Here is a 12,808-nt window from a genome sequence, read left to right as displayed (position 1 = left end):
CTAACCTGCCCACATGGATAACAACTACATCATCGAGCAAGCTGCAGAGCTGATCAGACCCTATCAGACAACGGGAGGTCGCTTGTTTGGCGACGTCGGTGCCGTGGCGATATCAAGCACGGGAAACCGGTAATTGCGAACAAGTTATTGTTGCATTAGATATTCACCAAGACGAGATTTCGTCCACGGAGATGGAGAACAGCATGACCGATCTGACCGCGCAAGGGAACGCCATCGTGGCGACTGCAAGCACGGCCGTTGCCACGGTTCTGAAGGAAGGCGGCGAAAAGCTGCAGCAGGCTATCGACATTGTGAAGTCGCTCGGTCTGCGTGGTGACGTTCGCAAGCCGCAGGCTATCGTGTCGATCATCGAAGAGATCAAGGACGCCGATCCGGACCTTGCCTATTTTATCGCACGCACGCTGTCTGAGCAGGAGGCTTTCGACGACCTGGTCGTCCAGAAGATTTCCGGCATCGCCGTCGGCGACGACTATAAGGAAATCACGGCAGCCTTCGACTCCATCCGCGCCGACGCCAAGAAAGCTGTGCTTGATGCAGCCGATGGCAATGAATCCATCTGGGGCAAGATCACCGGCTTCTTCAAGGAAGCGACCCAGGGCGACATCGCCGACCGTTTCTCAAAGATCGAAGATCGTTTCGAGCAGGTCACGACGACTCTTGCGGCCCAGCTGAAGGGTGAAAAGGAAATTCTCGAAGCCTACCAGCTGTTCCGTGGCGCACTCGGCCAGTCGCAGGTCGCGGCGCTCGCGATCAAGGCGAACCTGGAAGCGACCTGGAACGCGGCCAAGGAAAAGGCGGAAACTGCGCAGAAGGCTGTTGATGATGCCCAGGCTGCTGATGAGGCGACCAAGGTCAGTCTGCAGATCGCTCGCGACAGCGCCAACGACGCTCGGTCAAAGGCCGAAAGTCAGTTTGATATCGGCAAGGACCTCGCCGACAACCTGATGATCGCCTACAACATCACAGAAGTGACCATGAAGAAGCTGGAAGGCACCAGTAAGCTCAAGGACCGCATCTATAAGCGCTCTGTCAGCTTCTATGCCACCAACCGTTCGACGCTTGCTTCGCTGAAGGCGAACTACAACGCCACCATCGGTCTGGCCGAGGGGACCAATGCCCTGGACTCCATGACCGGCGGCATCAATAAGTCGCTTTCCGATCTCGCGGATGTTTCCGGCGAGGTGAACGCCAAGGCAATCAGGAGTGGCTACGGAAAGACCATCGACGCTGATGTCGTCAAGACGCTGGCCGAAGCCCTTCTCGTCGAAGACGAAGAAAACGCCAAGCTCATCGAACAGAGCCGCGCGGAAGCTAGTCAGAACGCGGACGAAATTCGCGCGTCGGTCGAGGACGTCAAGCGTCGCTATGCGGCAATGGCGAACAAAATCGCAGCGTAACGGGTAATATCCATGGCAGCTTCGTCAGCATCGGGCGCGAGCCCTTCCTTCGGCGACATGTTGGGTGTTTCCAACATCATCGACGATATTCGAGCCAGCGACCGGGTGGTTGACTTTGAATTGGGGGCCGGTGAACGCCGGAAGGCCCTCATCCAGCGCCTCAAGGAGCAGAAGGCCAAGGAGGGCGTCGTCGTCAAAGATGACGTCATCGAAGCTGCCGTGGAGCAATATGAAGAGCGGCGTTTCACGTTCACCCCGATGAAATCCGGGGCTAACCGGCTCGCGGCGACGGCTTACGTGCGTCGCGGCCGGTATCTCCGCAATACGGCCATTGCGGCGGCTGTCCTGGTGGTCGGTACGGTAGCGTACAACGTTGGCTACGATCAGTTCGTGATTAAACCGCGTGAGGCGGCCATCGCCCGCGAAGCGGCGGCAAAGGAAGCGGCGGCTCGCGAGCTTGAAACTGCGCTCACCGTTCGGCTCCCAGCCGAATTGAAGGCGGCAGTGTCGTCGGCAACCGTCGCCGCAGACCGCGTGTCGGATGTTCAGGCCAAGGCTGACATCGATAGCCGAAATACAGAGGCGCTGGCTGCCATCACCGCTCGCAACGTTGCGGGTGCTGAAACGGCAATCCGTCAAATTGGCACTATCGAAACGTCGATGCGTTGGAAGGAACAACGGGTACAGCAGGTGGCAGCCAAGCTTGCGATTCAGCCAAGCCAACTTCAGGCCGCCTACACTTCGGCCAAGGCACTTGCTGTGGCGGTCTCCGACAATCAGGCTGTCACCGACATCGAAAGCCGCAATACCGAAGGTCTCGGCGCGATTGCTGCGAAGAATGTCGAAGGTGCGCAGCAAGCTATCTCGGCTATCGGGGTGATTGAAAGTCATCTTCGACAGGTCCAGGCGCAAAAGCAGCTTACTGGTGAAGCGGCGAACTTCGTTGCTGATGCGGACGCGTCCCTGTCTCGTTATGTTAATTCGGGCAACCCTCTCGACGATGGCGCTCGTACCACGCTGACCCGTCGACTTTCGTTGATCACGGAAGCGGCCGAGGATGGCGACGGTCAGCAGATGCGTCAGGCTATGACGTCATACAAGAACCTCGTCACCTACGTTCAGAACGAAGCCAAGATTAGGATCGTCAATCGTCGTGGCGTGCGAGCCGGTGTCGAGCGGGATGGCACCCGCTGGTATCTTGTTGTCGAAGCACTTGTCGGCGGAAAGCCCGTTCCAGTCGAAGTTGGTAACAAGGAGGACGGCATTGCTGAGACGGTTCCCTACTGGGGTATTCGGGTTTCCAAGCGCCAATACACCAAAGTTCTGGACGATTACTCCGATGACAAGATCATCGACGACGACCGTGCCGGAACGAAACCCAAGGGCTCGCTCGATGTGAACTGGACCCTTGACGCCATCGACAATCAGACGATCACGCACTGGTAGGGAGATCGACCATGATCTCAGGATATGACGTTTACCGCCAGTTCAGCAGCATCCGTGACGATGTCGAGCGTGACCGTCGCAACATTTCCGAGAAAATTCTCGGCTTGCAGGGCGAAGTCGACAAGCTACTTCGCGAGCAGTCTGGGCTCTTCAAAAAGTTGGCGGCATTCCACGTTTCCGCAGGTGTCGCCCTCCCGGCTACCGTCGAACAGGCCCTTGACGAGCGGAAAGCCAAGGTGGCCTCCAAGAAGGAAGAGGTCGGCGAACGCACCCGGCTGATCAGTGTCTCGAAGAAGCAGGTCGCGATCCTCGACGAGAAGATCAATGCCCTCACCGCCGAAATTGAAAGCGAAGAAGCCGCGATCCGTGAGCGCTTCATGGCTGACGAGCGGGTCAAGCCGATCTATGTTGATCTGGCGGCCGCCTCGCAGGCTCATGGCGACATGAATCGTGCGCTACAGGCTGCCAACGAAGAGCTGGCTGAAAAGCGCCTTGCGTTCGAAAAGGACGAACTGTTCGTCTACCTGCATAAGCGCAAGTTCGGCACGCCGGATTACAAGGGAAGTCTCCTTCCGATCACGCGGATGCTTGATCGTCGGCTTGCCAACAGCTTCAACTATGTCGTTCAGGCTGCCGACTACGATTTCCTCGTTGCCCGGCCGGGTATGATCGAAGATCGCATTGCGGCTCGCAAGCCGGAGCATGAGAAACTGCAGGCCCAGTATGATGTACTGGAAGCAGAATATTTCGACGTCACCAAGCCGAAGCGCGATGAGCTGGAAACTCTGAAGGAACAGCGGCAGCAGGCAATCGACAGCGGTAAGAGCCACGCCGATGCACTTGCTACGATCAATCAGTTCCTGGCCGACGCCGCACTCGCTGAGGACGCCGACCTGAAGTCGATCATCTCGAATTTTGCAGACTTGCTGGCAAAGCCGGATTTCCAGTCGAAGATGCGTGCGATGGCAGAGCAGACGCCTTCAACTGAAGACGACGCGACGGTTTCACGCATCCAGGCAATCGCCTCTGAGGTCGCAACCCGCGACAGCCAGATCGACGACGAGAAGCGCAATCTCTCTTCTTGCGAGAGCAAGCTTGAAGGTCTGCGCCGCATCGAAAGTGAGATCGACCACAATAACTGGCACGCGACTGGTCATACGTTCAGCGGTGTTAACGTTGGCACGCTCGCGGACGCCTTCCTTCGCGACATGATGACGGACGCGAGCGTCATTGGGCAGCTGAACGATGCGCACCGCGACCCGCCTCGACCGCGTCCGACACCATCGTCGGGCGATTTCGGTGGTGGCTTTGGTGGCAGCTCGTCCTCCAGTTCCTCCGGTGGCTTTGGCGGCTTCGACGATTCGTCGACCACCAGTTCGTTCGGTGGCAGCTCGTCACACACGACGACCGGCGGGTTCGGTGGAGATTGATTGGCAGTGGGCGATGAAAGTCACCTTCCATTTGGCAGGCGGGAGAATGTCGTCTATCGTGTCAGTACGATATCTCCCGATGAAATAGTGGACGTTCGCATCACCGAGCCGTTTTAAAACCTCGAATACTTTGGACATCGGCCGCCTCCTTCTGGTCCGGAAAATCAGCCGAATGATCGGCGCTTCGCGAGCGACCAAAATGGCCGCTCCTGAAAGGCGACGGGTTAATGTTTCCTGGCGGCCGAACGCGGTCATCGTTGTTCGCGCCGCTCTGCTGGCACCCCAGCGCGAGGGTCTTATTCTCCGAAATAGCAAGTTGGTAGGGTATGTTGTTCTTTATCCTTTTTGTTTTGCCGTACATCGTCGGCTTCGTCGCGCTTGCGTTCTGGCGACAGGGGTGGACGCTTATGGCGGCAACCGTCGCAATGATTGTTGTCTATTTCTTTTCCATAGGATCAGGGGATGGCCCAGGCGCGTTCGCGGCGGATGCCCTTCCAGCTGTCCTCGCGGCTGGAATTGCAGCCGGGCTAGTAACCAGCGTCATTGCCATCACGTCGAACTATCGACCTGGCTACATTGTAGCGGCAATGTTCCCACTCGGATATATCGCTGGTTATACGGTGATCAGGTACTTCTGAAGCCCTCAGGGATATCGCGCCCGTTCGGAAACTACGTGGGAGCGGAATCGGACTCTTTGGCCCAGCCGACCTGGCACCTGCGCTCAGTGGCGATCTGCAACATCGCCGAGTAAAGCCGTTGACGATGGGGTCGGACGAACGTACATCATTTATTACTTCGCACCTGCGGTAATTATCATACGATTCAAAACGCTAAATAATAACAAAAATCAGTTGCTTACTCGAAGTTTCTCGACTACGTTTTTTACAGAAGAGTTCCGAAATAACCGGCCCTCGCCGGCGATACTCAGCGGTCGTTTGACCTCGCTTGAGGAGGATGATGACGTTGTTTGTCCGACTTCGTTTCTTCGCAACGGTGCAGCGAGTGCGTGATCTCGTCTCGATCCGATACCGACCTACGACGGCAATCTGACGCGTCGTAAACCCTTTGTTCCACTTTTCTAAGATGGTGCTCCCGTGTGGCGCGCCCGAGGTTTGTTATGCAAAAGCAAGCTGTCGTATTCAACGGTCAGGAAGTCGGGATCGCGGTCCCTGTCGAAAACCGCCTCAAATTCATCGCTGTCCGGTTCAATGTCATCGACCTGGACAACAGGCTCTTCGACACGGTTACCGAAATCCGGCGCGCCATTACCGAGCATCTCGCGTCCAGCGGTCGTGCGATCACCTCGCACTGAATGGCAGGAGATATTTTTCTACGTCATGCGGCGTCCGTCATCGGAGGCCGACATGAACGCAATCCCCATCTGCTTCACTACGCTGCCCGATTACGAGAACTCAAAAGTGAAGAATGGTGGACGAAAGAGCATCAGCCGAGGCGGGTTCAATGCCCCACGTCTCAACCATGAAACTCCCGAACACCGTCATCGAACTGAATTCTCTCGTGGCTCCGAGGTCGGATGTCGTGTTGATGTCCAAGCTGATCGGCCAGTGCTCAGGGCTCTTGCTTCCTACTCACGAACTTCAAGCTTGTCGCCATATTTCAAGGCGAGCCGACGGCAGTCCTCGCAATTCAACATAATGCCCTCCGCAACGACACTCCGCTGGAACTCCGAGAGTGGAATCCCGCCTAGCCGCCGCAGGACGGGGCGGTTAGAACCGGCGCTCGAACGGCAGTCAGGAGTTCCAAGGCAAAAGCAGCTCAGCGTCGTGCAGGAGTGACCAATCCAGCGGTTCACTAAGGGTTTGAAAACACCGCTCATTTCCTGTAAAATATGCGGGACAGGAGGCGATATAAAGCCGTCGTCCTGTTGACCAGGGGAAGCCGGCGATACGGGCCGCACGGCGCAAAACCCTGGAAAAAGTGGTGGGCCCGGAGGGACTCGAACCCCCAACCAAGCGGTTATGAGCCGCCGGCTCTAACCATTGAGCTACAGGCCCTTGGCGTCGGGTGGCCGGCGCCGTGATGCCGGGGCAATGGTTCCCGCGAGCATCGGTTCGCTCTAACGCAAATTGCAAGGAGCCACAAGCGGGCAGCGCAAGCATCTGTGGATGATGCATAATTCGTGGGCAGCCACTGGAACCTTCTCGCGCGGGCTACACTTATCCAAGTCACATTCCGCATGAAGAGGGCGATCGCAGATGGTGGCTTCGAACAGTGCCGTGGTGCTCATCGTGGAGGACGAGCCGCTGATCCGGTTCAATATCCTCGATGTGCTGGAGGAGGTCGGCCATGTGGCGCTGGAGGCGGCGAATGCCGACGAGGCTCTGGTGGTGCTGAAGGGCAGGCAGGATGTCGATATTCTATTCACCGACGTCAACATGGCCGGCTCGATGGACGGTCTCCAGCTTGCCAAGCGGGTGAGGGCGATGCGGCCGAACATCGGCATCATCATCACCTCCGGCATGGTGCGGCTCGACCCGATGGCGCTGCCCGCCAATACCGCTTTCCTGCCGAAGCCCTATCTGCACGACGCGCTGATATCGACCATCAATTCCCTGATGACGTAACGGCAATGTCCTGATGACATGGCAGGGGCGCGCAGCCGCAAAACGGGGACTGTTTTTGCGGCTGCGCGCGAGGCGCCGGGAGACATGCTCGTCTTCAGGCGGGCGGAGGGGAACCGCACCCTCAGCTGAAGCTGCTCTTCAGCGCCTCGTTCTCGTGATGGGCTTTCTTCTCGTAGATCGTGAACAGCGCCATCGAGAGGAGATAGGAGAGGAAGGGATCCCCTATCTGCGTGGCGATGTCGCGGGATGCGAGAACATGGCGCTCCAGCGCGCCGATATCCTTCTGCATTGAGGTCTGCGTAGCGGTTTCAGCGAGGCGGTTCATGCTGCCATCTCCAGGAATTGGGTCACGACCGAGCGGGCCGGCACGTGCCTGACATAAAGGGGTAGGGTGAGGCCGAGGGCGGCGCGCATCTTGCGCAGCACCCGGTCCGAGACTTCGAAGGCGCCGCAGCAGACGGGATATTTGCCGTAGCCGTCTGCGCGGCCAAGTTCTTCCACCTCTGCGCCGGCGCGCTTGTAGACGCGCTTGAGGTAGGGCTCGTAGTTGGAGATCATCGTGTGGATGCCGTGATCGAGCGCGCATTCGCAAAGCGCGAGCAGCATCATGGAGAAGGCGCGGCCGGCGTCGATCTCGGGGAAATCCTTGGCGATCGCCTCCTCGTCGATGCACATGCGCGTGCCTTCCCAGATGCCGGGGGCGATAAGATCGGCGGCATCAGGGAACGTCTCACGGAAGACGTCGTAGAGAAGGGTCGGGCCCGTCGTCGGCATCAGGCGCATGCCGCCATAAAGACGGGTGCGGCTGTCATTGCACCAGACGAGATAGGCGGGAGCAAGCGAATCGTAGCTGTCACGTTCGTAAGGGCCGATGACAGGAACGTCCCAGCCGAGCGTATCGGCGAAGACCTTCTTGCGCAGACGAAACATCTGGTCGAGTACGGCAGCGTATTTCTGATACTCATGTGCCTGAATGATAACGAACATTTTGCCCTCCAGCGTTTTCAAGTTCGTGGAAAGCAGAATGGTTCAGGCGAGCCGGATCGGAAATTCCCTCAGATAGGCCCCCCCAGATGAGGGGGCAGCATGTCGCGCAAAACTGTGCAGCGGTTTTGCGATAACGACATGCGCCAACAAAAAGACTAGGGATTGATGATGCGCAATTGCACGGCCCGTGAGGCGGCGGCCGAGATCGTCGCGCAGCCGAGCTTGAAGCGGGCGGTCTTCAGATAATCGCGCGTGGTGTGCTCGGATATGCCCAGGATGACCGAAATATCCTTGTAATCCTTGCCGAGGGCGGTCCAGTGCAGACACTCGATCTCGCGCGGCGACAATGCCGGCACGGGATCGTTTTCGCCATGCAGCTCATAGACCGCCTTGCGGTGGATCAGATGGGCGATCTCGATCCATTCGTTGCGGCAGCGGCGCACGAGCTCGGTCCATTCGTCGGCCGGTATACGGGCATTCAGCGACAGCAGGGCGCGGCGCTGCGCCTTGTCGGCGACGGGGATGGAGTAGCCATTGCCGCCGATGCCGTGTTTCTGGGCGTCGACCAGCATGGCATAGGCCTCCGGCGTCGGTTCGACCTCGCTCCAGTCGAAGGGCAGCTGGCGTTCGAAGCCCTGCTTGACGATCGGATCGACCTTTACATAGCTGTTGAGGAGGTAGCGAGAGACCCAGGCATCCGGATAGGTGGTGCGCACGAAGGGCGAATCGATCTTGCTCGCGATCGTCTGGGCGAGATGGTAGGTGACGAAATCGAGGTTATATTCCGCCTGGAGAATACGGATGGCGGCATCCACGTTGGCCGCCGCCTTGATCTGTTCGAATGTGGACTCGAACTTTTCGCTATAGGTATTCTCAATCATTTCCACTGCCCCAATTCCCTCAATCCTACCGCGAGGGCCGTCACAAATACAAGGCATCCCCACATATGCGGGGAATGACAATCCGGGTCCCATCTGCTAGCGCCTGTGATGAGGAGACCTCATATGGACAGCAAGAGACCATTCGAGATTGCCGAATGCCAACAGGCCGCCAAGGGCCTGAAATCCAGCTGGCAGGACATGGCAGGCTCCGAAGCGCTGATCCGCGCCCTCGTTGCCGAACGCAATGGCGACAGGCCGCTGGCGCTGTTCTGGACCGAGGTTCACCGGGCGCTCTGCCAGGAAACCAACGCTTTCTGACGATCGGCCTTCCCGAACGGCTCAGCCTTTTCTCCGCAATTTAGGCGGGCCACCCACGCCGGTCGGCAGGGAAATCCCACCGCCTTTCTGCTCTGCAAAATTGTCAATGAACACGTCTTCATTCATGTCGTGATTCGATTTGGCGGCGAAAGGATCGGACGCTGCGTTCTGGATATATGGTTAAGAAATCCGCATTATTTTATCCTTTTGTTCCAAAACGGTTGACGGAGCGTTTGCGGCAGGAGCAAGGGTGTTTGTGGAAACGGTTACACTCCTCACCTGTACCGCCACTGGCTGCAGACTGTTTCGACTGTCATCACCGATGTGTGAAATGGAATGACTGAAAAGCGCGTGCATCTGGTCTTCAAGACCCATCTCGATATCGGCTTTACCGACCATGCCGAGAAAGTCCGCCGGCAATATCACGAGCGCTTCATTCCGCAGGCGATCGAGACGGCCAGGCATTTTCATGCCGAAAATCCTGAAGAGCCGAAATTCATCTGGACGACGGGCGCCTGGCTGATCTGGGACCATCTGAATTCGCGCTCGGCGGGAGAAGTTGCGGCGCTGGAGCAGGCGATCGAGCGCGGACTGATTCGCTGGCACGGCCTGCCGTTCACCACGCATACGGAGCTGATGTCGCCGGATCTCTTTCGGGCCGGGCTTTCCTATTCGCAGGAGCTCGACCGGCGTTTCGGCAAGACGACGATCGCGGCAAAGATGACCGATGTGCCCGGCCATACGCTCGGCATGGTGCCGCTGCTTGCCGAGGCGGGCATCCGCTTCCTGCATCTCGGTGTCAATACGGCGTCGCCGCCGCCCGATGTGCCCGATATCTTCCGCTGGCGGGCGCCCGGCGGCGAGGAGGTGGTCGTCATGTACCAGCGCTCCTATGGCGAGACCTGCTTCCCCGATGGTTTCGAGGATGGCCTGAGCTTTGCCCATACCAACGACAATATCGGGCCGCAGAGCGTGCCGCAGACGGCCGAGGCCTATCGCGAATTGCGCGCCCGTGGGCCGGATGCGATCATCCGCGCAGCAACGCTCGAGGATTACGGCGCCATTCTCTGGAGCGAGCGTGAGCGTTTTCCTGTTGTTGAGCTGGAACTCGGCGACAGCTGGATCCATGGTAGCGGCAGCGATCCGGTCAAGACGGCGCGGTTTCTCGCGCTGCAGCGGCTCTACGACCGTTTCGCGGCGGATGGTCTCGATGCGCGGCGTCTCGCCTTCGGGCGCGGACTGGCGATGGTGGCCGAGCATACCTGCGGCGTGGATATCAAGTCCTATCTGCGCGACGACAAGGCGTGGTCGCGGGCCGATTTCGAGGCCGCGCGCCGATCCAATTATCGCTTCGCCTATACCGAAGCCTCCTGGGACGAGCAGCGGGCCTATCTCGACCAGGCGGTCTCGGAGCTTGACGAGACGGACCGGAAGGCGGCCCAGGCCGTGCTCGCCGAACTCGCCACGCCTGCCGTCATCGAGGGCGGTGGGCGGGAGCTCCGCTTGCAGGCCGGTGGCTGGTCGATCGCGCTCGACGGCGTGAGCGGCGATATTGCCGAAATTACCTCGCCTTCCGGCAGGACGATCACCGGCCGCGACGGCGCGCTGATCGCCTATCGATACGAGAGCTACGATGCCGGCGACATCAACCGTCACATGCAGACCTATCTGACTCATCGGCAGGAATGGGCGATACTAGACCATGACAAGCCGGGGCTTGCCCGGTCGGGGGCGGCACTTTCGAAGATTTTTCTGCCGGTGCTGGAAGCGACTGATGAGGCGGGCATCCTTCTGTCGATGCCGGTCGAGGCCGTGCAGAAATATGGCGCGCCGCCGCATGTGATGCTGCATTTCACCGCCGAGGGTGATCGTCTTGATCTGCGTCTGACGTTGCTTGACAAGCCGGCCAACCGTATGCCGGAGGCAAGCTTCCTCTCCTTCACGCCTGATCGTGCCGCGGAGTGGAATTTCCGCAAGATGGGCCTCTGGCATCGATCGGGGAATATTGCGACGAGCGGCGGCGGACAATTGCAGGCGGTGACATCGGCACGCGGTGATCTTGCCGATGGTCCGCTGACAATCGAAACCTTCGATGCGCCGCTCGTTGCGCCGCAAGGCTCAGATTTCATGACGTTTTGCAGGACGTTGCCGGATTTCACCGCCGGCATCCGTTTCAATCTGCACAACAATAAATGGGGAACCAATTTCCCGATGTGGTGGCAGGGAGATTTTCAGGCGCGTTTCCGGTTAAGGCTCGACTGAGTCACCCCTAACGGGGATGCGATCCCGCGGGGATTTGCCGCTCGACCCGGTACGGATTGAGCCGTCCGGGGCCGAGACAGGAAGCGGTTCAGCCGACGCTTGCCGATCGGCCGAGCCAGCCGGTGCATAGCGCTTCGGGCTGCCTCGGGCGAAACTTCAGTACTTCGCGACCGTCGGAAGAGGCCTTCGTGCGCTCCAGTGCATCGCGTTCGGCAACTGCCTGGCGCCAGTGTTCGTCGTCGCGGCCGTGAGGACGGCCCTGTTCCTCCCAGATCGCGTAAGCTCTTTTGCTGATCCATTCGTGGCGTCTATTGCTCATCTATCCATCCCACTCGTCTAAAGTATTATTCGGCAATTTTGTCCTGCAGAACCGGTGGCCGGCGTTTGGCTGCCATCAGCAGGTCGAGTTCGATCGAGGAGGGTCCGAAACGGGTGAAAAGACTTTCGGCCTGATCGCCATGCAGGCCATATTTGGAGGCGAATTCGTCAAGGCTATAGGGGCGGCCGCGCAGGATTCTGCTTCGGCGCTCCGGCTCATGGATTTGCGTCATTGGTGATAACCCCAGACTGTTTTGCGAATGTGAGAACAAAACAAATTACAGAGACAAAAGTTCCGTGAATTTTCAGGGTTTTTTCGCCTCGGCGTGCCATTCCGGAGCGATCTGAAGCGGCTGGCATAGATTTTTAAGAATGCGGGACGCTCAGAAAATTTCGCCTAAAACATGCAGAAATATCAGGGTGTTATGGAATTCGTTTCCGCAGCGGTTGATAAATGGGCTTTACCCCGGCGCGTTACTCTATAGAATCAATCGTGTTATTCGGTCCGCAGGGGCAAATATTCGTTCCCCGCGTTGATGCCGACCGATACCGGAGGACTTGGCTTCAATCCAACAAGAGGAGACAGACATGATGAATGCACTGCCGCCACTTCATAACGGCCACGCGCCGTTTACCCTCCAGCAGCTGTTTCGCGAAGCGCTCTATGCCTTTGAGGAATGGGACAGCGAATTGACCGAGCCGATCGTGACCCACGAAGGAAGGGTCATTCCAATCAGCTTCGTTTTCGAAGCCATGCGCGAATGCACCGACATTGTGCCGATGAACATTGTCGGCGCCGTCACTGAACGGCTGACCAAGCCGTGGGAGGGCGAAGGCCCGCTCGACCAGATGACCTTCTCCACGGCGGCGCGCGTCATGCGCGTGCTGGTGCGCAAGCGCCTTCTCGCCACCGGTGCCGTGGATCTCGTTGCCGTTTCGGCCCACGCGTCCGAAGACCAGAGCCGCGACTGACAGGATGAGGATCGCGGCCATGGCTGCGATCCTTTTCCGCTTCCTGGCGGAACCTCACCTATTCCCAACCGTTTAATTCGGCAGGCACGGCCCGCCGCTACAGCGCCGCTGTGGCACTTTGAATTGCCGCATAATTTTATCCTTAAATCGATCCCGATCTAAGGAATTATGCAGTCGCGACGGGCGAGGAA

Annotated in this window: 14 protein-coding genes and 1 tRNA gene; 9 read left to right on the top strand and 6 right to left on the bottom strand. The window is 58.5% G+C overall.

The window, feature by feature from the left end; translation table 11 throughout:
* The first annotated feature begins 203 nt into the window (after positions 1-203).
* The 5 genes from AB8B31_RS14775 (at position 204) to AB8B31_RS14755 (ending at position 5,606) form a co-directional block, all read left to right on the top strand.
* Positions 204-1,418, top strand: coding sequence for a hypothetical protein (locus tag AB8B31_RS14775; RefSeq protein WP_130653550.1), 1,215 nt, complete (start codon positions 204-206; stop codon positions 1,416-1,418).
* A gap of 12 nt (positions 1,419-1,430) precedes the next feature.
* A complete protein-coding gene (locus tag AB8B31_RS14770) occupies positions 1,431-2,864 on the top strand; it encodes a DUF6384 family protein (RefSeq protein WP_130652797.1) in 1,434 nt (477 codons plus the stop codon).
* An 11-nt stretch (positions 2,865-2,875) separates the two neighbouring features.
* On the top strand, positions 2,876-4,294 hold the full coding sequence (locus AB8B31_RS14765; protein WP_130748012.1) for a hypothetical protein: 1,419 nt from the start codon (positions 2,876-2,878) through the stop codon (positions 4,292-4,294).
* 326 nt (positions 4,295-4,620) lie between these two features.
* Positions 4,621-4,932, top strand: coding sequence for a hypothetical protein (locus tag AB8B31_RS14760; protein WP_047618398.1), 312 nt, complete (start codon positions 4,621-4,623; stop codon positions 4,930-4,932).
* A gap of 479 nt (positions 4,933-5,411) precedes the next feature.
* On the top strand, positions 5,412-5,606 hold the full coding sequence (locus AB8B31_RS14755; RefSeq protein WP_003577126.1) for a hypothetical protein: 195 nt from the start codon (positions 5,412-5,414) through the stop codon (positions 5,604-5,606).
* 627 nt (positions 5,607-6,233) lie between these two features.
* Here AB8B31_RS14755 and AB8B31_RS14750 read toward each other — a convergent pair.
* Positions 6,234-6,309: transfer RNA gene (locus AB8B31_RS14750), tRNA-Ile, on the bottom strand.
* A 201-nt stretch (positions 6,310-6,510) separates the two neighbouring features.
* Here AB8B31_RS14750 and AB8B31_RS14745 point away from each other — a divergent pair.
* Complete coding sequence (locus tag AB8B31_RS14745; RefSeq protein WP_018242932.1) at positions 6,511-6,879, top strand: response regulator; 369 nt, start codon at positions 6,511-6,513, stop codon at positions 6,877-6,879.
* Positions 6,880-7,000: 121 nt separating this feature from the next.
* Here AB8B31_RS14745 and AB8B31_RS14740 read toward each other — a convergent pair whose 3' ends face one another.
* The 3 genes from AB8B31_RS14740 to AB8B31_RS14730 form a co-directional block, all read right to left on the bottom strand.
* A complete protein-coding gene (locus AB8B31_RS14740) occupies positions 7,001-7,204 on the bottom strand; it encodes a hypothetical protein (RefSeq protein ID WP_018242931.1) in 204 nt (67 codons plus the stop codon).
* Entirely contained in the window at positions 7,201-7,866 is a 666-nt protein-coding gene (locus AB8B31_RS14735; RefSeq protein ID WP_018446603.1) for an acyl-homoserine-lactone synthase, read from the bottom strand. The genes AB8B31_RS14740 and AB8B31_RS14735 overlap by 4 nt, the downstream gene beginning before the upstream one ends.
* A 155-nt stretch (positions 7,867-8,021) precedes the next feature.
* Complete coding sequence (locus AB8B31_RS14730; RefSeq protein WP_130652794.1) at positions 8,022-8,747, bottom strand: LuxR family transcriptional regulator; 726 nt, start codon at positions 8,745-8,747, stop codon at positions 8,022-8,024.
* Positions 8,748-8,870: 123 nt separating this feature from the next.
* Between AB8B31_RS14730 and AB8B31_RS14725 the strand changes: the two genes are divergently transcribed.
* Positions 8,871-9,065 (top strand): hypothetical protein, encoded by a 195-nt coding sequence (locus tag AB8B31_RS14725; RefSeq protein WP_018242928.1) that lies wholly within the window; start codon positions 8,871-8,873, stop codon positions 9,063-9,065.
* A 336-nt stretch (positions 9,066-9,401) separates the two neighbouring features.
* The gene (locus tag AB8B31_RS14720) at positions 9,402-11,327 is read left to right on the top strand and encodes a DUF5054 domain-containing protein (protein ID WP_130652793.1); all 1,926 of its coding nucleotides are present in this window, start codon (positions 9,402-9,404) and stop codon (positions 11,325-11,327) included.
* 88 nt (positions 11,328-11,415) lie between these two features.
* Here AB8B31_RS14720 and AB8B31_RS14715 read toward each other — a convergent pair whose 3' ends face one another.
* Together AB8B31_RS14715 and AB8B31_RS14710 are read right to left on the bottom strand one after the other, a co-directional pair.
* Positions 11,416-11,646: a DUF2934 domain-containing protein gene (locus tag AB8B31_RS14715; RefSeq protein ID WP_018446600.1), complete on the bottom strand. Its 231-nt coding sequence runs from the start codon at positions 11,644-11,646 to the stop codon at positions 11,416-11,418.
* 25 nt (positions 11,647-11,671) lie between these two features.
* The gene (locus AB8B31_RS14710; protein ID WP_018242926.1) at positions 11,672-11,878 is read right to left on the bottom strand and encodes a hypothetical protein; all 207 of its coding nucleotides are present in this window, start codon (positions 11,876-11,878) and stop codon (positions 11,672-11,674) included.
* A gap of 355 nt (positions 11,879-12,233) precedes the next feature.
* Between AB8B31_RS14710 and AB8B31_RS14705 the strand changes: the two genes are divergently transcribed.
* Positions 12,234-12,617 (top strand): hypothetical protein, encoded by a 384-nt coding sequence (locus AB8B31_RS14705; protein ID WP_018446599.1) that lies wholly within the window; start codon positions 12,234-12,236, stop codon positions 12,615-12,617.
* The last annotated feature ends 191 nt before the right edge of the window (positions 12,618-12,808 follow it).

The organism is Rhizobium sp. 62_C5_N11_2 (genome assembly GCF_051811185.1).
In the GTDB taxonomy this organism is placed as follows: Bacteria; Pseudomonadota; Alphaproteobacteria; order Rhizobiales; family Rhizobiaceae; genus Rhizobium; species Rhizobium leguminosarum.
The sequence above is the reverse complement of the archived record's forward strand: the minus strand, read 5'-3'. Positions and strand labels throughout refer to the sequence as shown.

What these genes read in the sequence shown, in the direction of transcription:
- AB8B31_RS14735 (WP_018446603.1), bottom strand. Translation starts at nt 7,866, where the DNA reads ATGTTCGTTATCATTCAGGCACATGAGTATCAGAAATACGCTGCCGTA.
- AB8B31_RS14770 (WP_130652797.1), top strand. Translation starts at nt 1,431, where the DNA reads ATGGCAGCTTCGTCAGCATCGGGCGCGAGCCCTTCCTTCGGCGACATG.
- AB8B31_RS14705 (WP_018446599.1), top strand. Translation starts at nt 12,234, where the DNA reads ATGATGAATGCACTGCCGCCACTTCATAACGGCCACGCGCCGTTTACC.
- AB8B31_RS14715 (WP_018446600.1), bottom strand. Translation starts at nt 11,646, where the DNA reads ATGAGCAATAGACGCCACGAATGGATCAGCAAAAGAGCTTACGCGATC.
- AB8B31_RS14775 (WP_130653550.1), top strand. Translation starts at nt 204, where the DNA reads ATGACCGATCTGACCGCGCAAGGGAACGCCATCGTGGCGACTGCAAGC.
- AB8B31_RS14740 (WP_018242931.1), bottom strand. Translation starts at nt 7,204, where the DNA reads ATGAACCGCCTCGCTGAAACCGCTACGCAGACCTCAATGCAGAAGGAT.
- AB8B31_RS14710 (WP_018242926.1), bottom strand. Translation starts at nt 11,878, where the DNA reads ATGACGCAAATCCATGAGCCGGAGCGCCGAAGCAGAATCCTGCGCGGC.
- AB8B31_RS14725 (WP_018242928.1), top strand. Translation starts at nt 8,871, where the DNA reads ATGGACAGCAAGAGACCATTCGAGATTGCCGAATGCCAACAGGCCGCC.
- AB8B31_RS14755 (WP_003577126.1), top strand. Translation starts at nt 5,412, where the DNA reads ATGCAAAAGCAAGCTGTCGTATTCAACGGTCAGGAAGTCGGGATCGCG.
- AB8B31_RS14745 (WP_018242932.1), top strand. Translation starts at nt 6,511, where the DNA reads ATGGTGGCTTCGAACAGTGCCGTGGTGCTCATCGTGGAGGACGAGCCG.
- AB8B31_RS14720 (WP_130652793.1), top strand. Translation starts at nt 9,402, where the DNA reads ATGACTGAAAAGCGCGTGCATCTGGTCTTCAAGACCCATCTCGATATC.
- AB8B31_RS14765 (WP_130748012.1), top strand. Translation starts at nt 2,876, where the DNA reads ATGATCTCAGGATATGACGTTTACCGCCAGTTCAGCAGCATCCGTGAC.
- AB8B31_RS14760 (WP_047618398.1), top strand. Translation starts at nt 4,621, where the DNA reads ATGTTGTTCTTTATCCTTTTTGTTTTGCCGTACATCGTCGGCTTCGTC.
- AB8B31_RS14730 (WP_130652794.1), bottom strand. Translation starts at nt 8,747, where the DNA reads ATGATTGAGAATACCTATAGCGAAAAGTTCGAGTCCACATTCGAACAG.